We start from the raw sequence: 25,681 nt of genomic DNA on the forward strand, positions 1-25,681 counted from the left end.
TAGTTAGCATTCACGCGATCAAGCGTGTGCCGTCGTGACCTTTGATATGCACGCGCATCACCGTCCCTTCAGGTTGGTCGGTGTCAAAGGTGACCTCAGCAAAGCCCTCGGTCCGTGCAAGGCGCGCACCTTCGGTGAGCACGACGTGCTCGCGTCCGACTTGCGCGTCCAGATGGGCGCTTAGCGCGGCTTGGCCCTTGGCACGCAGGCGTGCTGCGCGCTCTTTGATCGCGGGACCTTTGACGGCGGGCATACGGGCCGCTGGCGTGCCCTGACGCGCCGAGTAGGGAAAGACATGCAGGAATGTCAGCCCACACTCATCCACCAGTTTCAGCGAATTTTGAAACATTGCCTCATCTTCGGTCGGGAAGCCTGCGATGATGTCGGCGCCGAAAACGATTCCGGGGCGCAGTTTGCGGGCCTCTTCACAAAAGGCAATCGCATCGTCGCGCAGATGGCGGCGTTTCATCCGTTTGAGGATCAGATCGTCGCCATGTTGTAGCGACAGGTGAAGATGCGGCATCAAGCGCGGCTCGGTCGCAATCGCCAGCATCAGGTTTTCATCAGCCTCGATACTGTCGATTGAGGAAATTCGCAGTCGCGCCAGATCCGGCACCAGCCGCAAAATCCGCATCACCAGATCGCCCAGACGCGGCAGGCCGGGCAGGTCGGACCCCCACGAGGTCAGATCGACGCCCGTCAGCACGACCTCGTTGAAGCCGCGATCCACGAGGCGTTTGATCTGCTCGACCACCACGCCCGCAGGCACCGATCGCGAATTGCCCCGCCCGAAGGGAATGATGCAAAAGGTGCAGCGGTGATCGCAGCCGTTTTGCACCTGAACATAGGCGCGATGACGGCCGAATCCGTCGATCAGATGGCCAGCGGTTTCACGCACCGACATAATGTCATCGACCATCACGCGTTCGGTTTGGCCGATGAAATCTGGGCCTTGCGGGGCCAGTGCGGCCCAGGTCTCGGCCTGCATCTTTTCGTGATTGCCGATCACGCGGGTCACCTCCGCCATTGCGGCAAAGGTTTCGGGTTCGGTCTGGGCCGCGCAGCCGGTCACGATCACCGGCACATCGGGATTTTCCCGCGCAAGACGGCGGATTTCCTGTTTCGCCTTGCGTACGGCCTCGGCAGTGACGGCGCAGGTATTGACCACGACAGCGCCTTCCAGCCCGGCCTGCGCGGCGAGTTCCTTCATCGCCTCGGTCTCATAGGCGTTGAGCCGACAGCCGAGCGTCGAGAAAACGGGTGGTTTCATAGCGTCGCCAGAAAGTCGGGGGTGAGGGTCGCGTCAAAGACATGCGCGACTGGGCCCGTCATCCAGACGCCATCGTCGCGCCAGTCGATCTCTAGCTGGCCACCATCGACATCAACCAGCACGCGCTTGCCCGTCAGTCCACGCAGATTGGCGGCCACGGCGGTGGCGCAAGTGCCCGAGCCGCAGGCCAACGTGATTCCCGCGCCACGTTCCCACACGCGCATCCGCAGGTGGTCGGGGCCGATGAGGCTGACAAATTCGACATTGGTGCGTTGCGGGAATAGCGGGTCGTGTTCAATTGCGGGGCCAAGGCGCGCGACGTCGACGGCCTCGGCATCTGCGACAAAAAAGATGCAATGCGGATTGCCCATGCCGATGGCAATTGGATCGCCCGCCAAGGGCAAGTGTTGTGGATCGGCGGTTGCGACAATCGGAATCTGCGCCGCGCCGAGAATCGGTGCGCCCATATTGACCGAGACCAGCCCGTCTTCGCGCCGCAGCGCCAAAAGGTGCCCGCGTTCCGTGGTTAGCGTCACTTGATCACGCCCAAGTTGGCGCATCATATAGTCGCTGACGCAGCGGCTGGCGTTTCCGCAAGCGCCCGCGCGTGATCCGTCTGAGTTCCAGAAATCCAAGGTGAAATCGGTGCCTTGCCCGGGCCGAATCACCGCAAGCTGGTCAAAGCCCACGCCGCGACGACGATCCCCCAAGGCGCGCGCTAGCGCAGGGGTGACCGGATCGGCCGCGCCTCGGGCGTCGATGACGACGAAGTCATTGCCAAGTCCATGCATTTTCATGAAGGGCAGGCCAGCGGTGTTTTGCGCGTTGTTCATGCTGCGCGATATACGCTTGCGCAAAGGTTTTTTCCAGACATGCAATTTTTGAGAGTTTTTGGCCTTGACCCCCATGGCCGGGGTTTATAGAGAAGCGCCCTGTGATGGGCCGTTAGCTCAGTTGGTAGAGCAACTGACTTTTAATCAGTAGGTCGTTGGTTCGAACCCAACACGGCTCACCATCACACCCTTTTTCAAAGGGATGCGCGATGTCTGGCTATCGACGCCAACCGCGCCCGCCGTTCCCGGAAGCAATACGGAAGCAAGTGTGCGCCAATTCTGGCGTTGCGATTTCGCGACATCCGAATCGACTGAGCCGAGCTTCGATGTTTGTGTGGGCTGCTGGTAGGGGAAGACGATGAGCCGTTGGCGAGGCTCGCGGCCCCTAGCTGTTTGATCCCACGGTTTGCTGGTGCGATCCTTTCGAAGGGATGGAAGGAGGCATTTTGGGACAAGTTCGTGACGGAAGCGCTACGACCCCGTTGACCGGCAGGTGAATGCGCGCATTCATCGAGAGGGGCGCAAGTCGTCAGGGCTGCAATACACCGACCCGCTGCCCGGCAGGGCATTGCACTGCACTGTCCCGAGAGGGGCGCCTCGTTCTCGGAACAGAGCCTGAAGTTTGAGATCAACCCAAAAACGATGGTGAAGTGGCGCAAGCGCACCACGCTTGAGGATCTAAGGCCGGCCCCAAAGAGCCGCGCTCCACGGTTCTGACCGATGCCGAAGAGGCGATGGTTGTTGATTTCCGGCGTAACACGCTGCTGCCGCTGGACGACAGTCTCTATGCCGTTCAATTCTCCATCCCGCGCCTGACGGCCGTGCCCAACAGGGTCCACACGATCTAAACGAATAATGGAATTCAGTTCGCAGAGCAGCCCGGACATCGCAACACCATCTATTCCCGGGCAATGCGCTTCGACATGATCTGTGAGGCCAATGCATCGAGCACGGGTTCACCAAGCCCAACCATCCACGAACCGATACCGACCTCTCGCCTGATCCAGTTTGCTCACTGCGCACGTCAGATCGGCCTTGATGGCCTCTCGCAGGCGTCTTCGGGTCATATAATCGGCGAGCTTAGCCTCTGCGCCCTCCAGCGCCGCGAGCGTGCAAGTTGCGCCATAATCAGGCGGATAGGTTCGGCGCGGTGGAGTTGTTTGATTTGGTTCTGCGGCAGGGGGCTGCGCATTTCCGTCAGATCACCCTCAGTTCAGGCACTGATCGAATCCCATAGCAGATAATTGGGCCAGCGATCGTTGGGCAAGTCTTTTACGGCGCGGATTTCAGCGCGCCAGACGCGGCTTGCCGTGCGGTCTGTCGGATTGAGCGGCGGCAAGTCATCGACTGCAAGGGTGCGTTCTAGATATCCCACCAGATCGGCTTGTGGCGGTCGATCACTTCGCGCCGCTTGTCATAAATGAACACTTGCCGTTCCAGCATCTTGCCGACAGCAACCAGGGGAAGGGAGGTTCGGCTCTCAACCGATTTACGCAACGGATTCGTCTGCGGTCACCGCGCACCCAACATAGGAGCGGCGCATTTCAAAAGGCGAGACATGCGCCGAGTGAATTCGACTGGTTCTCGCTATCGTCAGTTTACTCTTGGTTCTTGCTGTCTGACCAAAGCAAAAGCCTTTTGGTCGCCGCCGACTTTGGTCGGGCCTTGATGCTGCGGAGGGCTCGTAAGCGCCCGTTCCGGGCCTTTTCCAACAGGGATATTTCACCTGCCGGTACAAGGAGAAGCGAGTCTGGTCTCCAAGCGGAACGGTGGTGCAGAGGCGGCGAAACATGCTGCCTTTGGTGTAGGTTGATGGGCATCATTTCCATGTCAAGACTCACGCTTGGGTTGCGTTGATATTTTTGTAGCAGATATTGGAGATGACGCAAGGACAGTATGTAGAAAGCTGATGCAACGCGTTTGAGGATCCAATGCCGGATTCGATGGGATCCCTATTTAGTCCATTGTAAACGTGCAATTTTTTCGACTCACTGAATTTCGTTTGGAAGCGTTTCCAAGTCTCTAAACAGAGAGATGAATCGCGCAGGAGATGCAGATTCTATTGTTGCCACGGCGTCAAAGATCATGTCTTTAGATTCTTTTTGTGGAAATTTTGAGTATTCCCCACGGTGCAGGCGAAACGCTTTCAGCTCAATTTTAAGCTGTATGAGCCCCTGCTTTTCGAGGAATCAGAGCCGCTCATGAAGCGTCACCAGCAGTCCGAATTTTGCGTGACCGACCAAATACCAAGTCGCAAGCTAGCCGTGCCCCAATAGTCCTGGATATTCACGACGCGAACGATGACAATTAGCCGAAACTCCGCCACTCTCTTCTAATCAGTAGGTCGTTGGTTCAAACCAACACGGCTCACCATCCTAGCAAAAGTCCGGGTCCGGCCCGGGCTTTTGTGTATCTGACAATCAGAAGTAACTTCGTACGAGCGCACCAGAAATCAGCACCCAACCATTTGCCACCACAAAGAAGGCAAGTTTGAAGGGCATCGCGACAACGGCGGGTGGCACCATCATCATCCCCATCGACATCAGGACGGCCGATACGACGAGATCGATGATCAAAAACGGCAGGTAGATCAGGAATCCGATCTGAAAGGCGCGGGTGATCTCGGAGAGCATGAATGAGGGCACAAGGGTCGATAGCGGTGCCGCGTTCAGATCACCTTGATAGGGCATGCCGGTGCGCAGCGCGGAGAGCGACGAAAATGTCTCGGGATTGGTGCGATTGCCCATGAAGGCGCGAAACGGCTCTATTCCGCGCGAAAACGCGGTTTGCCAATCGATGGTGCCGTCAATCAGCGGCTGGCCTGCGGTGTTCCAGCTTTGCATGAACACCGGCTCCATGATGAACCAAGTAAGGAACAGCGCGAGGCTGACAATCAGCATATTGGGCGGCGATTGTTGCAAGCCAAGTGCCTGACGCAGAATCGAGAGCACGGTGACGATGAAGGGAAAGCATGTCACCATGATCGCCAACCCCGGCGCGAGGCTGAGCAATGTGATCGCGCCAATGATCAACATCGAGCGGCCCGCAAGACTTTCGCCATCGCCCATCGAGAGCGAGATATCCTGCCCCCAGACGGGTTGAAGCGAAAGCGTTAGGGTTAATATCGCAAATCCAGCGAGAGCCAGCGCGCGTGAGGGGGCGTTTTGCATAAAATCACAGCCCGTTTTGCAAGTCGGCGACTTCGGTCAGGCGCACGGCCAATTGGCCGTTCGGATCCCCCTCGACCTCGGTCAATTCGCCCCGTGCGATCAACTTATCGCCGACATAAAGCTCGACCGGATCATCGACGCGCCGATCAAGCGGCAATACTGAATCGCGTTGCAGTCGCAGCATGTCGCGCACTAAGGGGCGTGCTTTGCCGACCGAGATCGTGATTTCGATCGGGACTTGGCTGAACGGATTGCTGTTGGGCATGTCTTGGGTGGCGTCAGTCATCGCTGGGCTCCTCAGCGGAAGAGTTGAAATAAGTGGCAACGGCCTGAGAAATCGTGGCGATCACGGCATCCAGATCGATCCGGGTTTCGGTCTCGGAAAAGCGCAGATAGACCTGCCCTTCGCTCAGGCTGTTTTCAGAGGCAAAGGCCAGTGGCAGGGTGTCGTCGCGGGTCAGAATTTCTTCGATCTGAGGCAGCGCGGCGGGGTTGGCGATGACCGTAACAGGTGCCGAGGCGAGATCTTCGGCCAGCGGCATTAACTGGTCGGCCACCAGCGCGGGCAAACTGAGGCGCGCGACTTCGGGTAGCACCTTGGCGGTCATGTCGATCAATAGCGGGCGCAGCGCATCCAGCATATGACGTCGCGCCTCGTGAAAGGTGAAGGAGAGCGCTTGCAGATTGCGTCCCAGATCGCCATGAAGCCGCACGGTTTCACTGTTTTGCGCTGCCACCGCGTCATCCCAACCGGCTTGATAGCCCTTTTCAAAGGCGGCAAGCTTGGCCTCTTCGAAGGCAACAGGTTCGATCTCGATCGCGGCGTCGTCTGCCGGACGGGGCTCGAAGGATTCAAGTTTTAGACGCTGCGCCATCATGCTTTCTCCTCAGTGTCTTCCATCCAGCTGCGCAGGATTTCCATGCTCTCGGATTGACGCGCCTCGATCATCTTTTTGAGTCGCTCGACGGGGTCACTGGATTGGGACATGTCGTCCAAATCGCCCATGTCGAAGGCGGAATTCATGGTCATCGGCAGATCACCCACGTCAAAATCCGAGACCAACTGCATATTCATGTCGGGCATCTCATCTTCTGCGATTTCTCCGGTTAAAGCGGTGGTCGAGCGTTCTGGCGCAGGCAGCTCAGCCGTTGAGGTTTGTAGCTTTTGCATCAGGATCGGACGTGCGACGAACAGGCCCAGGATCAACGCCACCAAGGCCAGAACGGCGATCTGGATGATCTGTGTCAGGTCGAATGAGATGTCACCAAGCGCCCCGGCAGTGGCGGCTGTCCCCAGTTCTGGCAGCGCTTCGAATTGCATGGATTGCAGCGTGATGACATCTCCGCGCGCCTCAACAAAGCCCACCGCCGACGCGACAAGCTGCTTGAGCGCGGCCAGTTCTGCCTCGGAGCGGGGCTGCCAGCTGGTCGTGCCATCGCTGTTCGTGGTGGTCACGCCATCGACCAGCACCGCCACGCTCAGGCGTTTGACCGCCCCCGGAGTGCGCAGCAATTCGCGCCGCGTCTCGGATACTTCATAATTGGTGCGCTCGCGTGTCTCGGTGCTTTGGCTTTTGGATTGGCCATTATTTCCGCCGGCGTTTTGCGGCAGGTTTGAGGCCACCGTCACCTCCCCGGGCTGAGACGCATCGGATTGCTTCGTGGTCTCGACAGAATCGGTCGAGATTGCCACCCGACCCTCAGGATCGAAGTGATGTTCGGTGATCGCCTCACGCTCATTGACGGTTTCAACCGATAGCTCGACCACTGCATTTCCTGCGCCAACGCGCGCCGCCAGCAAGCGTTCAACATTCTTTTTCAGTGCGCTGGCGCGATCGTTGGCAGAGGTCATCACGTTCGCATCATCGCCAGAGGCGATCAATCCGCGCGCCGAATCGATCACCGAGACATCGTCGGGCGACATGCCGCTGATCGCCGAGGCCACGAGGTAGCGCAATGCCTTGGCCTGCGCCGCGCCGATCCCACCCGACGTGGCCGTGATGGTGACCGAGGCGGTCGGCTTGAGATCTTTGCGAAACGGCTGATTTGTCGAATGCGCGATATGAACGCGCGCGGAACGAATCGATGGAGACGAGGCAATTGTGCGCGCCAGCTCTCCTTCTTGTGCCCGCCAATAGGCCGCGTCGAACATTTGCGAAGTCGTGCCAAAGCCGGACAGCGAATCAAGCAGTTCGTAGCCCGCTGCGCCCTGTGCAGGCAGGCCCTGCGCGGCCAGTGTCATGCGAAGCGAATCGCGTTGAGTGCTTGGCACGAAAATCGCATCACCGCGCACCTCATAAGCAACTCCGCTTTGATCGAGCGCACTCACCACCTCTCCTGATTCGACCCCTTCGAGGCCCGCGTAAAGCAGACTCATCGAGGGTTTCGAGGCCATTGAGGAAATCGCGAGAATCGCGGCGAACATCGCCGCAGTGGCCCCGATCACAATCATCCGTTTACGCAGATCGAGAGCCTGCCAGACGCCGATTAACTGTTGCAAGACGCACCTCCCTTGAGTGGGCGTTCTGCCCCGTCGCGTGTCCCCACATTCCCTCATCGCGCTTAACAATCGGTTAGTCGTCTTCGGTTAAGTCTGTTTGTGAGGAAGAAATCGGTGATGACATGGCAGATGCAACGACTGAGGCCGCAGATGAGGCCCCCAAGAAGAAATCGAAACTGCCTCTGCTGATTGGGCTGGTGCTTATGCTCTTGCTTGGCGGCGGTGGGTTTTATGCGGTGTATTCCGGGATGATCCTTGGCCCGGCGGCTGAGAGCGATGCGCATGGCGACGCAGCGCATGACCCCGAGATTGTGCCCGACGCCTTGCCCGAAATCGGGTTCGTCGCGCTTGATCCGATGTTGATTTCGCTGGCCGGCAATGGCGCGAAACATTTGCGCTTTGTGGCGCAGCTCGAAGTGCCCCTAGCCTATGAAAAAGATGTCGCGCATCTCAAGCCGCGGGTTATGGACGTGTTGAATGGCTATTTGCGCGCGGTTGATCCTGCGCTGCTCGAAGATCCGTCCGCATTGATGCGGCTGCGTGCGCAGATGTTGCGCCGGGTTCAGATCGTGACCGGGGATGGCCGGGTGCGCGACCTCTTAATCGTCGAATTTGTGCTGAACTGATGGAGGGCTTGATGCAGCTTATTGCGGATCTTTTTCTGGGCCTCGCAGCTATGGCTGCAGCGGCCTATTGCCTCGTGCTTGCACGGCGACTGAAGCGATTCAATCAGTTGGAAAATGGCATGGGCGGCGCGATTGCGGTGCTTTCGGCGCAGGTCGATGACATGACGCGCGCACTTGAAAAGGCGCAGATGACGGCGAGTCAGTCGGAAATTCAGCTTCGGGCGCTAACAGAGCGTGCCGAGGGTGGGGCGCAAAAGCTCGAACTGCTGTTGGCCTCGCTTCACGATCTGCCCGATGGGCAGGAACCCCGCCGCACCGTGAAGCGGCGGCGCCATCGCGACAGTGATCTGGAGGCGGCGGAATGAAGACCCCAGTGGCTGCAAAGCCGAAACGCGGTCAAAAACAGGCCAAGCGCAAGCGGCGTTGGCTCGGCCGCGGCATGCTGTGGATCATTGCGCTTTTGTTTGCGATGTCGGGCACGATTAAACTTGTCGAAACAGGTGGCTTCGCGGTGGCCAAGCAGATGTTGGCGTCTGATGCAGGAGGCGCCAAAGGCCAGGATGACTGCGTGACAGAGCCCGGTTTAATGGAGCTGCATGCTCAGTTGCAGTTACGACAGAGCCAATTGTCTGATCGTGAGGGGCTCGTTCTCGATCGCGAACAGGCCATCAAGCTGGCTGAAAAGCGCATTGAATCGCGGCTGACTGAATTGGTCGCTGCTGAACAAGCTTTATCGAAAACCGTCTCAATCGCCGACAAAGCTGCAGATGAGGATGTTACCCGCCTTGTAACCCTTTACGAGAATATGAAACCCAAACAGGCAGCCCCCTTGTTCGAAGAGATGGCACCAGAGTTTGCTGCGGGTTTCTTGGGTCGGATGCGCCCCGCTTCGGCGGCGGCCGTCATGGCGAGCCTTGATCCAAAGACCGCCTATACGATCAGCGTGATGATGGCTGGCAGAAATGCCGGGGCGCCAAAAAATTAAGTAAGCCAGTCATTTCTTAATCCTATTCTGCAATGCTTTCGGCGCAGTTGTTGGAGTGTCTCTTATGGTCGGCATCATTGGTATCGTTATCATCTTTGCGATGGTCTTTGGCGGCTACGTCGCGGCCGGGGGCAAGATGGGGATTATCCTCAAATCTTTGCCTTTCGAGATGATCATGATCGGCGGCGCAGCGGTTGGGGCATTCGTGCTGTCCAATGATTTGGCTGCGATCAAACACACGCTCAAGGATATCGGCAAAGTCTTTAAGGGCCCGAAATGGAAACCCTTAGATTATCGCGACTTGCTGTGTCTTCTGTTCGAATTGATCCGCTTGGCCCGTCAAAACCCGGTCGCGATCGAAGAACATATTGAAGACCCGGAAAACTCGTCGATCTTTGGCAAATATCCCAAGATCCTGCACGATCACGAGGCGATCGAAATCATCTGTGACACCTTGCGTTCTGCCTCGATGAATTATGACGACCCCAATCAGGTCGAGGAGGTTCTCGATAAGCAGTTGGAGGCGAATTATCATCATGCGATGCACTCAAGTCATGCGATGCAAACAGTCGCAGATGCGATGCCAGCATTGGGAATTGTGGCGGCTGTGTTGGGCGTAATCAAGACGATGGCGTCAATTGACCAGCCGCCCGAGATTCTGGGTAAGATGATTGGCGGCGCGCTCGTCGGGACATTTTTGGGTGTGTTCATGGCCTATGGTTTCATCGGGCCTTTCGCGACCCGGATGAAGTCCGTGATTGATGAAGACAGCCATTTCTACAAACTGATCCGCGAGGTGTTGGTGGCGAACCTGCACAACCATGCCACCAATATCTGCATTGAGGTGGGGCGCCAGAATACTCCGCATCACATCCGTCCTAGCTTCTCTGATCTCGAAGAGGCGCTCAAGGCAGTGAAATCGGAGGCGGCGTGATGCTGCGTCTGGCGCTGATATTCTGCTGTATGGCTTTGTCTGCTGAGGCAATGCCGATTGCCGTGCGTTCGGGAGAGCACGCCGATTTTTCGCGACTCGTCATCATGTTGCCGAAAGAGGCAGATTGGAAGTTGGACCCAACCGCTGAAGGCTATCGCCTTGAGACCGATGTAGATGAGGCGCAATTTCAGATTGAGGATGTATTTCGTTTGATCCCGCGCAGCCGGGTTGTTGAGATCAAGGACGACGCAAAGGCCAGTGGTTTGCTTTTTACAACGACCGAAGGGGTCAAAATCCGCTCATTCCCCCTTCGCCTGGGGGGGCTCGTTCTGGATTTTTACGATGCACCCGCGCAGGCTGTCGAGGAAACAGTTGCGCCGCACGCTGTGACGTCCACCAGCCGCAATCTTCAACCCGTTCCCATCGGTGCCGCGCATCTCGACCTGTATTGGCAGGGGCTGATAGACACGCCACCGACAAACGCGCCAGAAGAGCAAGATCATACGCCCAACGAGCCAGTTTTAGCGGAGGCCCCGCTTTCTGTGCCTCAGATCGAGCAAGTCGACGAGCGTGTTAGCGCGGTAGAGGAGCGTTTGCGTCAAGAACTTTCGCGCGCCGCAGCACAAGGTTTGGTCGAAGTAGATACAACGAAGCTGCACAAACCTGCGGTGCCAACAGAACAGGGGATGGTTGATGCCGCCCCCGAGGTAACGCCCGAGCAATCCGCTTCGGCCCATAAAACGAATGATCAAATAGCGTTTAAGTCGAAAACTTCGATTGATCAGGCAAACCACTCGGCACGCTCCGCTACGGATCCTACGGAAAGCGGTCTACGCTGCGCGTCGGATTCCCTGTTCGATTTGGGTGGGTGGATTGGGGATGGAGATGCGAGTGATCAAATCGGCAAAGGCCGCCGGGCTGTGATGGGGGAATTCGACAAGCCCAATCAAGACGAGGTCATCAAGCTCGCGCGCACCTACCTCGCATTTGGGTTCGGGGCTGAATCACGCATGCTTTTAAACGATATGGGCGCGCCCGGAGAGGCGCGGGATGCCCTTTTCTATCTTGCCGATTTGTTCGATGAACTGCCAGACGCACATCAATCTCCTTTTGCGCAAATGACGGGATGTGATGGGAATGTAGCTGCTTGGGCGTTGCTGGGTGCTGATCCGCTACCGCCAAAAGAGGATGTGAATTTCGCGGCGGTGCGACGGAGCTATCAGGGTTTGTCGCCGCAATTGCGCCAGACGATTGGCCCAGATCTGGTGGCGCGATTGATTGCACTTGGCGCTCCCGACATCGCGCGTGCGATCCGTCCGGCTCTTTCGCGCATTACCGAACAAGATCGTAGCGCTTTGCATATGGTAGATGCGCAACTGATACTTGAGAAAGGTGGCGCTGATGCGGATCATTCCTTGGCTGATGTCGTTGCGCAGGATGGGCTGCATGCGGCGCAGGCCTTGTTGCTTTTGATCGACGACAAGTTGAGCCGCGGACAGGCGATCGAGTCAAAAACCACGCAAAATGCGCGCGCCTTGGCATTTGAACTCAGGGGCACGCCGTTGTCTTATCGTTTGTTGCGTGCGGCGACACTTGGCCACGCTTCTGTCGGCGAATTTGACGCAGCTGTTGATCTGCTTGCAGGCTGGCCAGTTCAAGCTGAGGCTGCGCTTAGGATGAACACCCGCGATGAGATGGTGAGGTTGCTCGTCAAGGTTCCCGATGATGGTAAATTTTTGCGTGCTCTGTTTGCCCATATGGAAACTGTGCAGCGCTCTGCGATGCAGGCCGATTTGCGTTTCGGTTTGGCTGATCGCTTGATCAACCTGGGCTTCGCGAGCACTGCAAAGCAGTTTTTGGCGCAAGCAAAATCACCGAATGAGCAGGACCGTTTGCTATTGGGCAAAGCGGCCTTGGCATCGCAAGACGCGGCGGCCGCTCTGACACATTTTGCAGGTATTGCTGGACCCGAGGTTGAGGCTTTGCGTGCCCAGGCGCTTGCATTAATTGGCGAACATGGATCTGCGCAAAAGGCCTATTCTAAAGCCAATGAGCCCAAAGATGCGATTCGCGAGGCGTGGCGTGGTGGCAATTGGGATTTCGTGCGTGAAAATGCAGATGGCACTGAACGCGATTTTGCCAATACATTTGCGCCAGCGTCTCGCACGACTGCCACCAGGCCGGAGCCGAGCGGCCCGCTTTCTCAAGCGGAGGAGTTGATTGCCGCGAGCCAAAAAGAACGCGAAATATTTGAGAAATTGCTCGGCAGCTTTGCTGTGACAGATGCAAATACTGCGCAAAAACCCGTCCAGAGCGAAGCTGTTCCAACGAATTGAATGCGGATTGTTTTCGCCTGATGATCTGGAGAACGAAAACGGAATATCAAGACTTTTCCCTTAGCAGTTTGGAAAGCAAGAATTGCTTCGCGAAGGGAAAACCCAATGCTCGGAACACTCCGTCTTCTGTCTTTGTCTGCCCTGCTCTGTCTTGGAAACGGGCACGCTTTGCGTGCAAGCACACTTGATCTTGCCGCTATCTGTGAAGCCGCGGCAGAACAAGTGTCGCGTGAAAGCGGCGTGCCGGTTTCTGTGCTCAAGGCAATCTCCCTGAACGAGACCGGTCGCAAACGCAACGGAGCTTTTCGCCCGTGGCCATGGACGGTGAACATGGAGGGTGCGGGTCATTGGTTTGAGACGCGCGACACGGCGCTGGCCTATGTGTTCAAAGAGTTCAAACGTGGCGCACGCAGTTTCGATGTCGGCTGTTTTCAGATCAACTATAAATGGCATGGAGAGCATTTCTCATCGATCGAAGAGATGTTTGATCCGCTGGCAAATGGTCGCTACGCAGCGCAGTTTTTGAGCGACCTCTACTCGGAAATGGGCGATTGGAAAAAGGCGGCCGGGGCGTTTCATTCGCGGACAAAGAAATATGCCGACAGCTACTCGACCCGCTTTTCTTCGATCCGAAAGAAATTCCTACATGAGGATGGTGCTCCGTCAGACCCTGCGGATCTGGTTGGGGCGCAACGGTCTGCGAAGCCGCTCGATACACGAAATTCGCAGATTCCCGATATTCCAGATATCGTTTTGGCACAGCAAGAAAACCGACGCCAACAAACGCGCGAAAACACCTATCCTTTGCTGATCCGAAAAGAAACAGGGGCCCCGTCCTTAGGCCGCGCTGCAGGCGCGTCCTTGTTTGCCAATGCACTTGCAAAACGTGAGGGCCTCTAATGGCTGCGCCGCTTCTCTCACGGATTTTCCAGCCTACTATCATGTTGGCGCTCGTCTTGATGGCGATCATTGTGATGATGATCTTGCCGGTGCCTTCCTGGGTGCTGGATGTCGGGCTGGCGACGTCTTTTGCGCTTGCGATCCTAATCTTCACCGTCACCCTTTTCATCGAGCGCCCGCTTGATTTTTCAGCTTTTCCCACGATTTTACTGGGCTCGCTGATGCTGCGCCTCTCGCTTAACGTTACCTCGACGAAACTGATCATCGGACAGGGCCATACTGGCACCGGTGCGGCGGGAGAAGTGATTGAGGGGTTCGCCAATTTCATCATGAGCGGCTCGGTTCTGATCGGGCTTGTCGTGTTTTGTGTGATCCTGATCGTGAACTTCATCGTGATCACCAAAGGCGCTGGCCGAATGGCAGAAGTGGGTGCGCGTTTTGCACTTGATGCGATGCCGGGCAAACAATTGGCAATCGACAGCGACATGAATGCTGGCGCAATTGATCATGCTGAGGCACGTGAGCGGCGAGAACGCGAACAAGCGGAGACCACGTTTTTCGGGTCGCTTGATGGTGCGTCGAAATTCGTCAAAGGCGATGCGGTCGCAGGGTTGCTGATTACCATGCTGAACCTGGTCGTCGGGCTGATTATCGGCACAGCGGTGCATGGTATGCCGCTTGCGCGCGCGCTTGAGACCTATACGATTTTGACCGTAGGCGATGGGTTGGTCAGCCAGATTCCGGCCGTGATCATTTCCATCGCTTCAGCGATTTTGTTGTCGCGCACGGGCTCCAAAGGCTCCACCGATCTCGAGATGTTCCGCCAGTTGGGAAAATACCCGCCTGCATTGGCGACTGTGGCTGTCTTGATGGCGTTGTTCGGCTTGGTCCCGGGCCTGCCCTTTGTCCCCTTCATGTTGGGCGCAGTGATTTTGGGCGGATCGGCCTATATGCTCACGCGGGCCGAAAAGGCGCGGCTGCGGCGAGAAGCAATGAAAATGCCCGCACCCGAAGAAAAGACCCAACGAAAATCATTGGGGGACGTCCTTGATGTTGATGACATTCATGTCGAATTCTCCCCTGATTTGGTTAGTATGGCGCTTGATCCGGCAACCGGATTGGATGCGCGTATTTCAAATATGCGCAATCATGTGGCGGCGAATTTTGGGCTTATCCTGCCTGAAATTCGGCTCACCGATGACGCAAGTCTGGGACCGGGCTGTTATCGCATTCGCATTCAAGGGGTCGAACAGGCCAGTGACCGTCTTTATCCCGACCGCGTTTTGGCGCTGATTGCGGATAATCGTGAGGCCCTGCCCGAAGGCCCCGAGGTGCGCGAACCCGTGTTCAATGCCCCTGCGCGCTGGGTGTCGGTCAATGCGCAAGAGGATGCGGCGCTTGCCGGGTCCACCGTGGTCAGCCCGACCGAAGTGTTGGCAACCCACTTGCTTGAGGTGATCAAGGCGAATTTCTCGCGGCTGATGACCCTGCGCGCGTTGCGGCGCTTGCTTGATGAGGTGGTGAACCTGTCTGATCCAGCGCGCGCCGACGCCAATCGCCGGGTTCTGGACGAGATGATTCCCGAAAAAGTATCGATCGATATGCTGCTTGCGGTGCTGCGTTTGCTGCTCGAAGAGCGGGTCTCGATTCGCAATTTGCTGCTGATCACCGAGGCAGTGGCGGAGGTGCGCAATCTGCAATCCCCCGAAGCGATCTGCGAGCATGTGCGCCAGCGCTTGGGTTTCCAGTTGGTAGCCGAACTGCGTCGCGCTGATGGGACGATTCCGCTCATTCAGCTAGCGCCGGAATGGGAAGAGACCTTTGGCAGCTACACTTTCGGTACCGAACGTGGCGCGGGTGATGTCGCGTTGCCGCCGGAAAAATTCAACCGCCTCGCTTCAAATATCGCCGAGCGAGTCGCGGCCGCCGGTCAAACAGGCGTGTTTCCCGCATTGGTAACATCGGGGCGGCGGCGGCGATTTTTGCACACAGTTCTCAGCGCCAAAGGCATCTCCGCACCGGTTTTGAGTTTCGAAGAAATCGGGTTTGAGGCACGCCCTGCCATGGTCGGACTGGTCTCAGCATGAATGAGTTGCTCTCCCAGTTGCTGCAGGCAAGCCAAGAGGCCCTTTTCCTTGGATTCGTCGTGTTGTTGCGGGTGGGCGGCTTGGTGGCGCTTGCGCCAGGTTTTGGGGAATCAACATTGCCTGCGCGGATCAAAACGGTGATCGCGCTTGGTTTTACCATCTTGCTAATCCCGGCACTCTCGAGCGATCTGGCGCCATTGCGCGCGCGTTCCGGGGTGCCCTTCTGGATGCTCTTCGAGATCGTCACCGGGGTCTTTCTGGGCCTTGGTTTGCGCGCGTTCATTTTCGCGCTGCAGGTGGCGGGCACGATAGCGGCGCAAGCCACGTCTCTGTCGCAACTTTTGGGTGGCATGGGCGGTGAGCCTCAACCCGCCATCGGCAATCTGATGGTAGTCGCGGGGATCGCTTTGTTGATGCAGATGGGGTTTCACGTGCACTTGGCGGAATTCATACTCGGTTCATACCGCGTGATGCCGGTCGGGACGATTCCTGATGCGCAATCCTTTCATGACTGGGGTTTGGCCGGGATTGCGCGGGCGTTCTCGCTGGCCTTCATGATCGCGGCCCCCTTCGTGATGACTGGGCTGATTTACAACGTGGCACTGGGCGCGATCAACCGGGCGATGCCGCAGTTGATGGTGGCCTTTGTCGGTGCGCCGGCGCTGACAGCAGGCGGGTTGATCCTGCTGGCCATCGCCTTGCCCAGCGGTATCATCATCTGGCGCGAAGCGGTGGTCGATTTCCTGCTCAACCCGTTCACGGTGTCTCCATGAGTGAGGAAGACGCTGGCGAAAAGGAATATGAGCCAACCGAGCACAAGCTGAACGAAGCCCGGCGCAAGGGTGATCTGGTGCGCTCCTCTGAGATTGCTGTGGCGGCGGTCTATGGTGGATTTTTGCTGGCGATCCTGGCGTTGGGTGCTGTCAGTCTGCGCCAGTTCGGGACGCGTGCCATGGTCATGCTCGAACAAGCAGATACTTTGTCGCGCGATATTTTCGAAGGGGGAACCACGCTTGGCATGGGAGCGGTGTTTTCGGTGCTTGCACCCGTCGCGCCTTTCCTGCTGGCCCCGATGATTGCGGCGTTGATCGCCTATTGGGCGCAACGCGCGATCGTCGTGGCACCCGAAAAGCTGCAGTTTAAGCTGAGTCGGATCAATCCGATGGCCAATGCTGTGCAGAAATTCGGGCGCAACGGGTTGTTCGAGTTTTTCAAAAGCGCGGTCAAACTGTTGGTGATCGCGGTCGTTCTTGGATTCTATCTACGGGCGAAATTCGACGTCATTCTGACGGGGCAGCGCGTATCTCCGGGACAGGCCACCAGTGCCCTTTTGGAAATGATCGTCGAGTTTCTTGCCTTGGTCACAGCAATTGCCGCGATCATGGGGGCACTGGATTATCTATGGCAGCGCGCGGAATTCCTGCGCCGCAACCGGATGAGCCGCAAGGAGCTGACGGACGAGATGAAGCAATCCGAAGGCGATCCTCATCTCAAGGGGCAGCGCCGCCAACGCGGCTATGAGATCGCAATGGGGCAATCGGTGGCCAATGCCGCAGATGCCGATGTCATCATCGTCAACCCGACCCATTATGCGGTTGCGTTGAAATGGGACCGCGCAAGTGGTCGGGCCCCGACCTGTTTGACCAAAGGCGTCGACGAAATTGCCGCGCGCATTCGTGAAATTGCGGCGGAAAATGCGGTGCCCATCCATTCAGATCCGCCCACGGCGCGCGCAATTTACGCAACGATCGAGGTCGGCGATGAGATCCGTCCCGAGCATTACAAGCCCGTCGCTGCTGCTATCCGGTTCGCTGAAAAGATGCGCCAGCGTGCCCGTGCTCGGGGGATGAAATGAATCGCCATAAGCAATTGCTGCGTCTGACCGCTTTGGCAGAGATGCAGCGCGAGTTGCAACTGGCCAAACTGAGCGCCTTGGGTCAACGCCAACGCCAGATTGAAGCTCAGGTGGCTGATCTGCAGAAAGCGCGCCGATCTGCGCATAGCTTTGCAATTGAAAGCCCCGCAAACGCGATTATAGAGGGGCGTTTTGAGAGTTTTGCGCATCAACGCAGGGATGAATTGGATGCGCAGATTGCGGAACTCACACCCGAGATTGATCAGGCGCGCGCAATGGCGGCGCGGGCCGTAGGGCGTCATTCCGTTTTGCAAAAGCTTACGCGCAAAGTTTAGGGGCCGCGTATCGCGACCCCGTCCTCAGCGTTTCAAAGATGCGTTAGGTGTCTTGGCGCACGATATCCGAAACAAGCACGCCGACCACATAATCGCCCAGAACATTGCGCGCAGTTTCACCAAGTGCGGTGCGCAGCCGGTCCATATTGGCCGAGCTGGTGAACTCGCCTGCGAACCCGCCGGTATTGGCATGATCAAATAGAACCTGCAAAAAGGCGTCGCGTAGCTTCGGTTCGGCGCGATAGACCTTTTCGGTTGCGCCGACTTTGACCTCGATGCTGAGCGACATGATCACCAACGAATGGACAAGGCCAGCTTCAACAACCGGCACGATGAACTGATTGTTCAGTTTGACGAATTCCGTGGTCGGTATCTCCTCATCGGCATGCTCTGAATCGGTGCTGGCGTGATCTTGCGGAATCTGCGCGCATTCGGCCATCGCGGTTGGATCTGGCGGCGGCGGGCGCAGGAAATATCCAGCGCCGCCGCCTGCGCCGAGCCCGATCAGGGCAAGAAGAATGGGCAGTATTTTACCAAGCATCATGTCACCTCAGAACGGCAGGAGAATATCGGCGACTTGCTGGCCGATGCGGGGCTGCTGCACATCCGTGATTTGCCCCCGACCGCCATAGGAAATGCGCGCGCCTGCGATCTTGTCATAGGTGATTTCGTTCTGGCGGCTCACATCCTCGGGGCGCACGAAGCCACTCACAATCAGCTCGCGCACCTCGAAATTCACCCGGACCTCCTGGCTGCCTTGAATGCGCAGCACGCTGTTGGGAAGCGTCTCGATGATGGTGGCTGCGACGCGCAGGGTCAGTTTTTCATTGCGCGACACAGAGCCATCGCCCTGATAGGCCGAATTCGAATTGGTCGAAATAGCATCGGCCATCGAGGCCCCTTCGGGCAGCCGCTGATCGAGGCGTTGCGGAATGCCCAGCAGAGAAGGGATTCCCATGCTCTCGGATCCAGAGCGCGAGCGCCCGGAGGAATTGGAAATCTCGGCTTTGTCGTTGATCTCGATGACCACAGTGAGAATGTCGCCACGCTGTGCTGCGCGCCGGTCCCCCAGCAACGAATTGCGCGCGCCAGACCACAGGGATGCCTCTTTTGTGGGTTGGCGCTTGGAGGTTGTTTCTGGCATCGGCACGCTCGACATTGCAAAGAATTCATTGCCGCTTTCGACAGGCGTAAACCCCGGGGCTTTGCCGACGTCTTCAAGACGTCCACAAGCGGTGAGCGCGATCATCAGGAAGAGCAGGGCGGGAGATTTCATGACGGGTCCTTCATTGCATGACATAGGCGGCACCATCCGCGGCAAGCCGCGCATTCACGGTGGTTCTGGAACTTGCATTCATGACCCGGATCGTGTCCCCGATGCCGGCGCGGTCCAACGCGCGACCCTCAACGCGAATTTCCAAGCCTGCGTTGCGATAGACCAATGGCAGGAATTGGTTGCGCTCGACGATTGCGGGGGCGCCCAGATCGTTGCTGCTGATCGGCCGTCCGGCGTAAAGTGTCGCACGGGTTTCCAGACCGACGGCATCGGCAGGCGACGCGATTGCGCCGGGCATATCGCCCGGATTCAGTGCCAGATCGTCGGGCGTCAGAACTGATTTCGCCCGGATTGTGCGCGTTGCCACAAGGTAATCTGCCAGTGCGGGCAGTGGTGTCAGAAGTAGCGTGGCAAGGATTAACGCTCGTTTCATCAGCGCACCTGCGTCGTTGCGCCAAGCATCTGATCGGCGGCGGTGATGACTTTGGCGTTCAGTTCATAGCCGCGCTGCGCCTTGATCAGTTCGGTGATTTCGCGCACCGGATCGACGGAGCTTTCTTCAAGATAACCTTGGCGCAGTGTGCCAAGACTGTCTTGGCCGGGGGTGTTCACATTGGGTGGGCCGGATGCGCCAGTCTCGCGAAACAGGTTCGAGCCTATCGCCTCAAGCCCCTTGTCATTGGTGAAATTGGCCAGGGTGAATTGCCCCAAAAGCTGGGGCTGAACCTGATCGGTGAAATAGGCATAAATCTCGCCATCGGCGTTGATCGCAATGGCGCGGGCATCTTCGGGGATGGTGACACTGGGCACGACAGGAAAGCCATCGGATGTCACAACCTGACCGTCCGCAGACCGTTTGAGCCCGCCATCGCGAGTATAGGCCGAAATTCCAGAGGGCAGCGTCACCTCAAGATATCCCGCACCGTCAATCGCCAAATCCAGATCGCCCCCGGTCGCTGAAAGCGAGCCTTGCGAGAGGTTCACGGTCACGGCGGTCGGGCGCACGCCAAGGCCCAGCTGCACGCCAGCAGGAATTTGCGTGCCATCGGTTGCGTTGATTGTGCCGGGGCGCGTCATTTGTTGATAGTGCAGATCGGCAAACTCGGCGCGGCGCGGATTGTAGCCGGTGGTGGACATGTTCGCGAGGTTGTTCGAGATCACCTCGACGCGCATTTGCTGCGCACTCATACCGGAGGCGGCGATTTGAAGGGCACGCATGGCTCTCTCCTGTTATCTTGCGAGCGTCGAAATGACGCCACGAATACGTTCGTCCTCACGGTCGAGGAATTTTTGGCCCAGCTCATAGGCGCGCTGCACCTCGATCATCCGAGAGATTTCCGAGACCGGATTGACATTGGAGTCTTCGAGAAAGCCTTGCAGCAATGTCGCTTGCTCGACGGGTTGCGCCCCTGCCGGGATTGCGAAGCGGGTGCCACCAACATGGTTTAGCCCGTTCGGGTCGTTCGGCAGGAACACCCCGATTTGCGCAATCGGCTCACCCGCCGCAGATAAAGTCCCGTCCGAGGCGAGCGCGATATCTTGCGCCCCATTGGGCACCGCGATGGGCGTGCCGCCGGGGTCAAGCAGGCGATAGCCATCAGGGCTCAGCAATTCCCCTTCGGGCGAGGGGATGAAGCTGCCCGCGCGGGTCAACTGATTGCCCTGCGGCGTCTCGATCATGAAAAACCCGTCACCCTCGATCGCAAAGTCAAAACGCCCGCCCGTTTGGGTCAGCCCGCCTTGTTGCAGGTCGATGTTGCGCCCATTCGCATAGGCCATCGAAAGCGAGGGTTCGTCCCCCTCAAGACCTGCGACATATTCCGAAAAGATCACCCCCTCGCGGCGAAACCCGGTGGTCGAGGCGTTAGCGATATTATTCGCCACCGTGCGCATTTCCTGCATCAACCCGGATTGCCGCGTGAGTGTTGCGTAAATTGCGTTATCCATCGGTTCAGCTTCCTGCGATCAATGGCACGAGCGACCGGGTGAAAAAATCCACCAGCGTATCGGACATGAACGACATTGAGGCCCAGAAAACGATCAGCATCGCACCAACCTTGGGTACGAAAGTCAGCGTCATTTCCTGCACCGAGGTGAGGGCCTGAAACAGACCGATGGTAACGCCTGCGATCAGGGCGACCGCCAACATCGGCGCTGCAATCATCACGGCGATCCACAGCCCCTGACGCATCGTGTCAAAGAAAATGGCTTCCTGCATCAGACCGGCATCCTCAGGATTTCCTGATAGGCCTCGACGACCTTGTTGCGCAGGGTAACGGCGGTCTCAACCGCCAGTTCGGTCTGCGCCAGAGCCTGAACCAAAGCATGTGGATCAGCACCGCCAGCCATTGCTGCTTTTGCAGTGTCTTCACCCGCCTTCAGTGTTTCGGCAAAGGCATTGGCGGTGTGTTCAAACGCATCGCCAACCGGCCCGCCCGCTTGCGGATTTGGGGCCGCAGCGGCGCGGGCTTTGGCATAGCTTTGCGATGCAAGAGAGGTAGTTACGTCCATTCTGGAGTCTCCTTATCTAGCGGCGAAGTAAATCGAGCAGAGAGGACGACATTTGCCGTGCCTGATCGAACATTTTGAGATTCGCCTCGTAGCTGCGCTGCGCTTCGCGCGCGTCAGCAATTTCGACCACCAGATCGACATTAGAGCCGTCATAGTAGCCGTTCTCATCCGCCATCGGGTGGCCAGGATCATAGACTTGCGCCAGTTCGCGTTGGTCCAGTTGCACGGGACCAAGCTGCACGCGACCGGTTTCAACACCGCCATCGACGACCTCTTGAAATGCGGTGGTCTTGCGATGAAAGCCGGGCGTGTCGGTATTCGCGATATTCTCGGAGACATAGCGCAGGCGCATTGCCTGAGCCTTCATGCCCGAGGCTGATAGGGAGAGAGCATTGGAAAAATCACTCATGCTCAGCCCCTCCCGAGAGAGGTGCGAAGAACCGTCATCGACGAGCGATAGATTGCGAGCGCCGTATCATGCTGGCGCTTCACCTCCACGGCCTTGACCATCTCATCTTCAAGAGACACCGAATTGCCATCTGGCGACATCGTGCCGGGATCAACGCGCGCCTCAAACGAGGCACTGACGGTGTGATCCGCCCCGACGTGACCGGCGCGGGTGGCGCGCATGCCAGAGGTGCTTTCGCTTTGATACAGCGATTCAAAGGACGCGAGATCACGCGCGGCGTAACCCGGCGTGTCCGCATTCGCGATGTTTTGCGCCACGGCATTTTGCCGAGCGGACGCATGGGTGGCCATCGCGCTGGCCATTTGCAGGATCTCAATTTTTTCGAACATCGGGGCTTCTCCTCCGAGCTATCAATCAAGCCTTAAGGGTGAATCGTTTAAAAAACATTTAGAGAACATGAGGAGACCAGAATGGCTTTCGCAGGATTTGACCTTTTGCGCGCGGAAATGCGCGCCATTGGATCGGTGCACTCGGTTGGGCGTGTCACGCAGGTGCGCCAAGGCACGATTGATGTCAGCGGACTGACGCGCCGCGCCGCATTGGGGGATCGCGCGTTGATTCGCTGCCAATCGGGTCGCGAGATTGGCGCAGAAGTGTTGTCGCTCTCGCGCGGCGGGGTGACGGTGCTGCCCGATGGTGCCGCTGATGGCGTGGCGATCAGTGATGAGGTGGAGCTGTTGGGGCAGGGCGGCATCGCACCCCATGAAAGCTGGATCGGGCGAATCATCGACCCGTTCGGGGTGGCGCTGGATGGGCGGCCCCTGGTTCACGGCGCCCAGGAACGCGAACTGCGCGCGGCCCCGCCGCCGGCGGCACAGCGCAAGCGGTTGGGCGCGCGTTTGGAAACCGGCATGACGGCGTTCAACACGCTGTTGCCGCTTGTGCGCGGTCAGCGGATTGGGCTGTTTGCTGGCTCTGGCGTCGGGAAATCCTCGCTTTTGGCGAATTTTGCGCGCGGCGTGCAGGCCGATGTGGTGGTGATCGCCTTGATCGGAGAGCGCGGGCGCGAGCTGCGTGAATTCGTCGAAAAAACCTTGGGCCCCGAGGGGATGGCGCGCGCGGTGATCATTGCGGCCACTTCCGATCAATCGCCCCTCGTGCGGCGGCGCTGTGCGTGGGCGGCGATGTCGGTGGCAGAATACTTCCGCGATCAGGGCAAGCACGTGCTGTATCTCGCCGATTCGGTGACCCGTTTCGCCGAGGCGCATCGCGAGGTGGCGCTGGCGGGTGGCGAGCCCGCGTCTTTGCGCGGTTATCCGCCCTCGACCTCGTATCAGATCATGGCGCTGGGCGAACGCGCCGGGCCGGGGATTGATGGGTCGGGCGATATTACGGCGGTGTTTTCGGTGCTGGTCGCGGGCTCGGATATGGATGAGCCGGTGGCGGATATCCTGCGCGGCGTGCTGGATGGCCATGTCGTGCTGGAACGCGAGATCGCCGAACGTGGGCGATTCCCGGCGATCAACCTTCTGCGCTCGGTTTCGCGATCTTTGCCAGACGCTGCGAGCATTGAGGAGAACCAGTTGATCGCGCGGGCCCGCGCCTTGCTGGGCGCCTATGACCGGGCGGAGATGATGATTCAGGCTGGGCTATATGCGGCCGGGTCTGATTCGATGGTGGATGCAGCGATTCGAATCTGGGCGGAGTTGGATGGGTTCATCGCCTTGCCCGGACCGGAAGGTGTCGCAAGCAGCTTTGCCCAGCTTGGGGGGATTCTGGCGCAAGTGGGGCGCTAAAGGAACCGGTCCCAGATCAGCTTGAGCGCCAGCAATGAGGAGGTCGCGACCAGAAGCGGCTTGATCAGCCGCGCGCCAATGCGCATCGCCAGCTTAGACCCAAGCCGCGCACCCGCAATCTGCGCCACACCCATCGCGAGCCCAAGGCCCCATAGCGGTGCGCCCATCGCAATGAACCCAACAAGGCCCCCGATATTGGAGGCGAAATTCAGCAATTTGGTATGCGCCGTGGCCCGCAACACGCCGTAACCAGCCAGCATAACGAAACCGATCATAAAGAACGCCCCCGTGCCCGGCCCGATCAGCCCATCATAAAACCCGATGACCGGCACGAAAAACGCGGTGAAAGCGGCGGGCCGGATGCGCTCGACCCGGTCAGTATCGTCAAGACCCGGACGCAGCGCAAAAAACACCGCGATCGCGATCAACACAAAGGGCAGCGCGGTTTGCAGATGCTCGGTTGGGATCACCGAGACAAGCAACGCACCGCACAGCCCCGCCACAAAGGCCAGCGCCGCCGCCGGAAGCTGGCGCTTCAGATCGACCCGCCCCGAGGCCGCATAAGACAGCGCCGCCGTGGCCGCGCCGAATGTCCCTTGGATCTTGTTGGTGGACAAAGCCTGAAGTGGTGAAATCCCTGCCAGCAGCAGCGCGGGAACCGTGATCAGCCCGCCACCCCCGGCAATCGAATCAACAAACCCTGCGACAAAGGCTGCGCCAATCAGCATCACAACCAATTCGTAAGAGAGGTCGAACATCGCGTATTCCTTGGCTAAATTCAGGCCTTCTTCCGCCGCGCCCGCGCGAATGTAAACCCTGCGCTGTTGCGCGCACACTTGTGCAGGCGCTAATTGATCGCACCAAAAGGGGGCCATCCATGCCAACCATTCATCCCGCACGTTTTGCCACGGCCTGCGATTGCGTGCATCTGCAATGATATCCAGCGCCCGATATCCGGCATTGGTGCAAATGACAGCGCCTGCACGTCATGACTGCGCCTTCTGGCGCACCGTTCTGGGCGCGATCATGATCGTTGCGATCTATGTCGGCGCTGGTTGGTTGCTGTTGCTGGTCATGACGCAATCGGTGCCGTCGTTGCGCCTCGTCGGCTTGCTCTCCGAGATCGCAACAGGGTCAAGCCCGCGTGGTTTGGTCATTTTGCTCGCAAGCTTCGCGCCGCTCCTTTTGGGCACGCTTTTTGTTGCGCGCTGGTGGCATGGGCGCGCGGCAGGCAGCCTGTTTGGCCCGAACGTTCTGCGCGATCTGAGGGCTGTGCTGCCCTGGCTGCTGATTGTCTCGCTGCTCTGCACCACTCTGGCGCTATTTGATAGTGATGTTGGGCGCTCCACCCGGCTGGGCACATCGCTGCGCTGGGTAGGTCTGGCCCTTCCGTTGCTGGCGGTTCAGATCACGGCAGAAGAGGTGCTGTTTCGCGGCTATCTATTGGCGCAACTGGGGGCGCGATGGCGCTCGCGCTGGATGTGGATGGTGCTGCCCTCGGCGCTGTTTGGCGCGCTGCATTACGATCCGGGAAGTTTTGGGCCAAATGCGATCTGGCTGGCGATCTGGGCCTTTGCCTTTGGCTGCTTTGCCGCCGATCTGACCGCGCGCACAGGTAATATCGGGGCTGCACTGGCGCTGCACCTGGTGAATAATTTCACCAGCATGTTCATCGTCGGTTTTTACGGCGATCTCGACGGGCTGGCTCTCTATACAATTGTGATCAACGCCCGCGATTTTGCGATACTTGCGCCTTGGTTGGCGATTGACGCGCTTATGATTTTCATCGGCTGGCTTATGATCCGGCTGATCTTGCGCGTTTGATTGCAATTCCCGCGCGCTGCGCGTATCTGAGGCG

General features: G+C 58.3%; 28 protein-coding genes, 1 tRNA gene and 1 pseudogene. 14 read left to right on the forward strand and 16 right to left on the reverse strand.

Features of this window, described 5'->3' with window-relative positions:
• Positions 1 to 10: 10 nt before the first annotated feature.
• Together mtaB and dapF are read right to left on the reverse strand one after the other, a co-directional pair.
• Positions 11 to 1,270, reverse strand: a complete 1,260-nt coding sequence (mtaB, locus tag QZ571_RS01975) for a tRNA (N(6)-L-threonylcarbamoyladenosine(37)-C(2))-methylthiotransferase MtaB (protein WP_295530914.1) — start codon at positions 1,268 to 1,270, stop codon at positions 11 to 13.
• Positions 1,267 to 2,103 carry a diaminopimelate epimerase gene (dapF, locus tag QZ571_RS01980; protein WP_295531087.1) on the reverse strand — a complete coding sequence of 279 codons (837 nt, stop codon included), beginning with the start codon at positions 2,101 to 2,103 and terminating at the stop codon, positions 1,267 to 1,269. Before dapF ends, mtaB begins: the two co-directional genes overlap by 4 nt.
• A gap of 106 nt (positions 2,104 to 2,209) precedes the next feature.
• On the opposite strand from dapF, the gene QZ571_RS01985 reads away from it, so the two are divergent.
• A tRNA-Lys gene (locus tag QZ571_RS01985) sits at positions 2,210 to 2,285 on the forward strand.
• Between the two features lie 460 nt (positions 2,286 to 2,745).
• Positions 2,746 to 2,921: pseudogene (locus QZ571_RS01990) on the forward strand (IS481 family transposase); the annotation flags it as partial.
• Between the two features lie 1,602 nt (positions 2,922 to 4,523).
• Here QZ571_RS01990 and fliP read toward each other — a convergent pair.
• From fliP to fliF, 4 genes are read right to left on the reverse strand one after another with little or no spacing between them, the layout of a single operon-like run.
• Positions 4,524 to 5,273 carry a flagellar type III secretion system pore protein FliP gene (gene fliP / locus QZ571_RS01995; RefSeq protein ID WP_295530917.1) on the reverse strand — a complete coding sequence of 250 codons (750 nt, stop codon included), beginning with the start codon at positions 5,271 to 5,273 and terminating at the stop codon, positions 4,524 to 4,526.
• 4 nt (positions 5,274 to 5,277) lie between these two features.
• A complete protein-coding gene (locus QZ571_RS02000; protein ID WP_295530920.1) occupies positions 5,278 to 5,559 on the reverse strand; it encodes a FliM/FliN family flagellar motor C-terminal domain-containing protein in 282 nt (93 codons plus the stop codon).
• A complete protein-coding gene (locus QZ571_RS02005) occupies positions 5,552 to 6,148 on the reverse strand; it encodes a flagellar biosynthesis protein (RefSeq protein ID WP_295530922.1) in 597 nt (198 codons plus the stop codon). Before QZ571_RS02005 ends, QZ571_RS02000 begins: the two co-directional genes overlap by 8 nt.
• Entirely contained in the window at positions 6,148 to 7,830 is a 1,683-nt protein-coding gene (gene fliF / locus QZ571_RS02010; RefSeq protein ID WP_295530924.1) for a flagellar basal-body MS-ring/collar protein FliF, read from the reverse strand. The genes QZ571_RS02005 and fliF overlap by 1 nt, the downstream gene beginning before the upstream one ends.
• A gap of 65 nt (positions 7,831 to 7,895) precedes the next feature.
• On the opposite strand from fliF, the gene QZ571_RS02015 reads away from it, so the two are divergent.
• The 10 genes from QZ571_RS02015 to QZ571_RS02060 all read left to right on the forward strand — a co-directional run bounded on the left by QZ571_RS02015 (position 7,896) and on the right by QZ571_RS02060 (position 17,831).
• The gene (locus QZ571_RS02015; protein ID WP_295530927.1) at positions 7,896 to 8,399 is read left to right on the forward strand and encodes a flagellar basal body-associated protein FliL; all 504 of its coding nucleotides are present in this window, start codon (positions 7,896 to 7,898) and stop codon (positions 8,397 to 8,399) included.
• A gap of 11 nt (positions 8,400 to 8,410) precedes the next feature.
• The gene (locus QZ571_RS02020; RefSeq protein ID WP_295530930.1) at positions 8,411 to 8,764 is read left to right on the forward strand and encodes a hypothetical protein; all 354 of its coding nucleotides are present in this window, start codon (positions 8,411 to 8,413) and stop codon (positions 8,762 to 8,764) included.
• An 8-nt stretch (positions 8,765 to 8,772) separates the two neighbouring features.
• Positions 8,773 to 9,384 (forward strand): hypothetical protein, encoded by a 612-nt coding sequence (locus tag QZ571_RS02025; protein WP_295530933.1) that lies wholly within the window; start codon positions 8,773 to 8,775, stop codon positions 9,382 to 9,384.
• A gap of 64 nt (positions 9,385 to 9,448) precedes the next feature.
• Positions 9,449 to 10,318, forward strand: a complete 870-nt coding sequence (motA, locus tag QZ571_RS02030; RefSeq protein ID WP_295530936.1) for a flagellar motor stator protein MotA — start codon at positions 9,449 to 9,451, stop codon at positions 10,316 to 10,318.
• Positions 10,318 to 12,654: a hypothetical protein gene (locus QZ571_RS02035; protein WP_295530939.1), complete on the forward strand. Its 2,337-nt coding sequence runs from the start codon at positions 10,318 to 10,320 to the stop codon at positions 12,652 to 12,654. Before motA ends, QZ571_RS02035 begins: the two co-directional genes overlap by 1 nt.
• 105 nt (positions 12,655 to 12,759) lie before the next feature.
• Complete coding sequence (locus QZ571_RS02040; protein ID WP_295530942.1) at positions 12,760 to 13,554, forward strand: transglycosylase SLT domain-containing protein; 795 nt, start codon at positions 12,760 to 12,762, stop codon at positions 13,552 to 13,554.
• Positions 13,554 to 15,641 carry a flagellar biosynthesis protein FlhA gene (flhA, locus tag QZ571_RS02045; RefSeq protein ID WP_295530946.1) on the forward strand — a complete coding sequence of 696 codons (2,088 nt, stop codon included), beginning with the start codon at positions 13,554 to 13,556 and terminating at the stop codon, positions 15,639 to 15,641. Before QZ571_RS02040 ends, flhA begins: the two co-directional genes overlap by 1 nt.
• Positions 15,638 to 16,414 carry a flagellar biosynthetic protein FliR gene (locus QZ571_RS02050; RefSeq protein WP_295530949.1) on the forward strand — a complete coding sequence of 259 codons (777 nt, stop codon included), beginning with the start codon at positions 15,638 to 15,640 and terminating at the stop codon, positions 16,412 to 16,414. The genes flhA and QZ571_RS02050 overlap by 4 nt, the downstream gene beginning before the upstream one ends.
• The gene (locus QZ571_RS02055; protein ID WP_295530952.1) at positions 16,411 to 17,496 is read left to right on the forward strand and encodes a flagellar biosynthesis protein FlhB; all 1,086 of its coding nucleotides are present in this window, start codon (positions 16,411 to 16,413) and stop codon (positions 17,494 to 17,496) included. The genes QZ571_RS02050 and QZ571_RS02055 overlap by 4 nt, the downstream gene beginning before the upstream one ends.
• Positions 17,493 to 17,831: a hypothetical protein gene (locus QZ571_RS02060; protein ID WP_295530955.1), complete on the forward strand. Its 339-nt coding sequence runs from the start codon at positions 17,493 to 17,495 to the stop codon at positions 17,829 to 17,831. The genes QZ571_RS02055 and QZ571_RS02060 overlap by 4 nt, the downstream gene beginning before the upstream one ends.
• Before the next feature lie 43 nt (positions 17,832 to 17,874).
• Here QZ571_RS02060 and QZ571_RS02065 read toward each other — a convergent pair whose 3' ends face one another.
• From QZ571_RS02065 to QZ571_RS02105, 9 genes are read right to left on the reverse strand one after another with little or no spacing between them, the layout of a single operon-like run.
• Complete coding sequence (locus QZ571_RS02065) at positions 17,875 to 18,372, reverse strand: flagellar basal body-associated FliL family protein (RefSeq protein ID WP_295531090.1); 498 nt, start codon at positions 18,370 to 18,372, stop codon at positions 17,875 to 17,877.
• 9 nt (positions 18,373 to 18,381) lie between these two features.
• Positions 18,382 to 19,107, reverse strand: coding sequence for a flagellar basal body L-ring protein FlgH (gene flgH / locus QZ571_RS02070; protein WP_295530958.1), 726 nt, complete (start codon positions 19,105 to 19,107; stop codon positions 18,382 to 18,384).
• Positions 19,108 to 19,117: 10 nt separating this feature from the next.
• Entirely contained in the window at positions 19,118 to 19,540 is a 423-nt protein-coding gene (gene flgA, locus QZ571_RS02075) for a flagellar basal body P-ring formation chaperone FlgA (RefSeq protein ID WP_295530961.1), read from the reverse strand.
• Positions 19,540 to 20,325: a flagellar basal-body rod protein FlgG gene (flgG, locus tag QZ571_RS02080; RefSeq protein WP_295530965.1), complete on the reverse strand. Its 786-nt coding sequence runs from the start codon at positions 20,323 to 20,325 to the stop codon at positions 19,540 to 19,542. The genes flgA and flgG overlap by 1 nt, the downstream gene beginning before the upstream one ends.
• Positions 20,326 to 20,337: 12 nt before the next feature.
• On the reverse strand, positions 20,338 to 21,054 hold the full coding sequence (locus tag QZ571_RS02085; RefSeq protein ID WP_295530969.1) for a flagellar hook-basal body complex protein: 717 nt from the start codon (positions 21,052 to 21,054) through the stop codon (positions 20,338 to 20,340).
• Positions 21,055 to 21,058: 4 nt separating this feature from the next.
• Positions 21,059 to 21,325 (reverse strand): flagellar biosynthetic protein FliQ, encoded by a 267-nt coding sequence (locus QZ571_RS02090; protein WP_295530971.1) that lies wholly within the window; start codon positions 21,323 to 21,325, stop codon positions 21,059 to 21,061.
• On the reverse strand, positions 21,325 to 21,618 hold the full coding sequence (gene fliE, locus QZ571_RS02095) for a flagellar hook-basal body complex protein FliE (protein ID WP_295530974.1): 294 nt from the start codon (positions 21,616 to 21,618) through the stop codon (positions 21,325 to 21,327). Before fliE ends, QZ571_RS02090 begins: the two co-directional genes overlap by 1 nt.
• A 16-nt stretch (positions 21,619 to 21,634) precedes the next feature.
• Positions 21,635 to 22,027, reverse strand: a complete 393-nt coding sequence (flgC, locus tag QZ571_RS02100; protein ID WP_295530977.1) for a flagellar basal body rod protein FlgC — start codon at positions 22,025 to 22,027, stop codon at positions 21,635 to 21,637.
• Between the two features lie 2 nt (positions 22,028 to 22,029).
• On the reverse strand, positions 22,030 to 22,416 hold the full coding sequence (locus QZ571_RS02105; protein ID WP_295530980.1) for a FlgB family protein: 387 nt from the start codon (positions 22,414 to 22,416) through the stop codon (positions 22,030 to 22,032).
• Positions 22,417 to 22,497: 81 nt separating this feature from the next.
• Between QZ571_RS02105 and QZ571_RS02110 the strand changes: the two genes are divergently transcribed.
• Positions 22,498 to 23,823, forward strand: a complete 1,326-nt coding sequence (locus QZ571_RS02110; RefSeq protein ID WP_295530983.1) for a FliI/YscN family ATPase — start codon at positions 22,498 to 22,500, stop codon at positions 23,821 to 23,823.
• On the opposite strand, the gene QZ571_RS02115 is transcribed toward QZ571_RS02110, so the two are convergent.
• A complete protein-coding gene (locus QZ571_RS02115; RefSeq protein WP_295530985.1) occupies positions 23,820 to 24,581 on the reverse strand; it encodes a TSUP family transporter in 762 nt (253 codons plus the stop codon). The genes QZ571_RS02110 and QZ571_RS02115 overlap by 4 nt on opposite strands.
• A gap of 211 nt (positions 24,582 to 24,792) precedes the next feature.
• Between QZ571_RS02115 and QZ571_RS02120 the strand changes: the two genes are divergently transcribed.
• On the forward strand, positions 24,793 to 25,647 hold the full coding sequence (locus tag QZ571_RS02120; protein WP_295530990.1) for a type II CAAX endopeptidase family protein: 855 nt from the start codon (positions 24,793 to 24,795) through the stop codon (positions 25,645 to 25,647).
• Positions 25,648 to 25,681 lie beyond the last annotated feature (34 nt).

The organism is uncultured Thioclava sp. (assembly GCF_913064665.1).
GTDB lineage: Bacteria > Pseudomonadota > Alphaproteobacteria > Rhodobacterales > Rhodobacteraceae > Thioclava > Thioclava arctica.

Bases quoted from the DNA above. Each gene is read 5' to 3' on its own strand.
- mtaB (WP_295530914.1), bottom strand. From the start codon at position 1,270: ATGAAACCACCCGTTTTCTCGACGCTCGGCTGTCGGCTCAACGCCTAT.
- dapF (WP_295531087.1), bottom strand. From the start codon at position 2,103: ATGAACAACGCGCAAAACACCGCTGGCCTGCCCTTCATGAAAATGCAT.
- fliP (WP_295530917.1), bottom strand. From the start codon at position 5,273: ATGCAAAACGCCCCCTCACGCGCGCTGGCTCTCGCTGGATTTGCGATA.
- QZ571_RS02000 (WP_295530920.1), bottom strand. From the start codon at position 5,559: ATGACTGACGCCACCCAAGACATGCCCAACAGCAATCCGTTCAGCCAA.
- QZ571_RS02005 (WP_295530922.1), bottom strand. From the start codon at position 6,148: ATGGCGCAGCGTCTAAAACTTGAATCCTTCGAGCCCCGTCCGGCAGAC.
- fliF (WP_295530924.1), bottom strand. From the start codon at position 7,830: ATGAGGGAATGTGGGGACACGCGACGGGGCAGAACGCCCACTCAAGGG.
- QZ571_RS02015 (WP_295530927.1), top strand. From the start codon at position 7,896: ATGGCAGATGCAACGACTGAGGCCGCAGATGAGGCCCCCAAGAAGAAA.
- QZ571_RS02020 (WP_295530930.1), top strand. From the start codon at position 8,411: ATGCAGCTTATTGCGGATCTTTTTCTGGGCCTCGCAGCTATGGCTGCA.
- motA (WP_295530936.1), top strand. From the start codon at position 9,449: ATGGTCGGCATCATTGGTATCGTTATCATCTTTGCGATGGTCTTTGGC.
- QZ571_RS02035 (WP_295530939.1), top strand. From the start codon at position 10,318: ATGCTGCGTCTGGCGCTGATATTCTGCTGTATGGCTTTGTCTGCTGAG.
- QZ571_RS02040 (WP_295530942.1), top strand. From the start codon at position 12,760: ATGCTCGGAACACTCCGTCTTCTGTCTTTGTCTGCCCTGCTCTGTCTT.
- flhA (WP_295530946.1), top strand. From the start codon at position 13,554: ATGGCTGCGCCGCTTCTCTCACGGATTTTCCAGCCTACTATCATGTTG.
- QZ571_RS02050 (WP_295530949.1), top strand. From the start codon at position 15,638: ATGAATGAGTTGCTCTCCCAGTTGCTGCAGGCAAGCCAAGAGGCCCTT.
- QZ571_RS02055 (WP_295530952.1), top strand. From the start codon at position 16,411: ATGAGTGAGGAAGACGCTGGCGAAAAGGAATATGAGCCAACCGAGCAC.
- QZ571_RS02060 (WP_295530955.1), top strand. From the start codon at position 17,493: ATGAATCGCCATAAGCAATTGCTGCGTCTGACCGCTTTGGCAGAGATG.
- QZ571_RS02065 (WP_295531090.1), bottom strand. From the start codon at position 18,372: ATGCTTGGTAAAATACTGCCCATTCTTCTTGCCCTGATCGGGCTCGGC.
- flgH (WP_295530958.1), bottom strand. From the start codon at position 19,107: ATGAAATCTCCCGCCCTGCTCTTCCTGATGATCGCGCTCACCGCTTGT.
- flgA (WP_295530961.1), bottom strand. From the start codon at position 19,540: ATGAAACGAGCGTTAATCCTTGCCACGCTACTTCTGACACCACTGCCC.
- flgG (WP_295530965.1), bottom strand. From the start codon at position 20,325: ATGCGTGCCCTTCAAATCGCCGCCTCCGGTATGAGTGCGCAGCAAATG.
- QZ571_RS02085 (WP_295530969.1), bottom strand. From the start codon at position 21,054: ATGGATAACGCAATTTACGCAACACTCACGCGGCAATCCGGGTTGATG.
- QZ571_RS02090 (WP_295530971.1), bottom strand. From the start codon at position 21,325: ATGCAGGAAGCCATTTTCTTTGACACGATGCGTCAGGGGCTGTGGATC.
- fliE (WP_295530974.1), bottom strand. From the start codon at position 21,618: ATGGACGTAACTACCTCTCTTGCATCGCAAAGCTATGCCAAAGCCCGC.
- flgC (WP_295530977.1), bottom strand. From the start codon at position 22,027: ATGAGTGATTTTTCCAATGCTCTCTCCCTATCAGCCTCGGGCATGAAG.
- QZ571_RS02105 (WP_295530980.1), bottom strand. From the start codon at position 22,416: ATGTTCGAAAAAATTGAGATCCTGCAAATGGCCAGCGCGATGGCCACC.
- QZ571_RS02110 (WP_295530983.1), top strand. From the start codon at position 22,498: ATGGCTTTCGCAGGATTTGACCTTTTGCGCGCGGAAATGCGCGCCATT.
- QZ571_RS02115 (WP_295530985.1), bottom strand. From the start codon at position 24,581: ATGTTCGACCTCTCTTACGAATTGGTTGTGATGCTGATTGGCGCAGCC.
- QZ571_RS02120 (WP_295530990.1), top strand. From the start codon at position 24,793: ATGACAGCGCCTGCACGTCATGACTGCGCCTTCTGGCGCACCGTTCTG.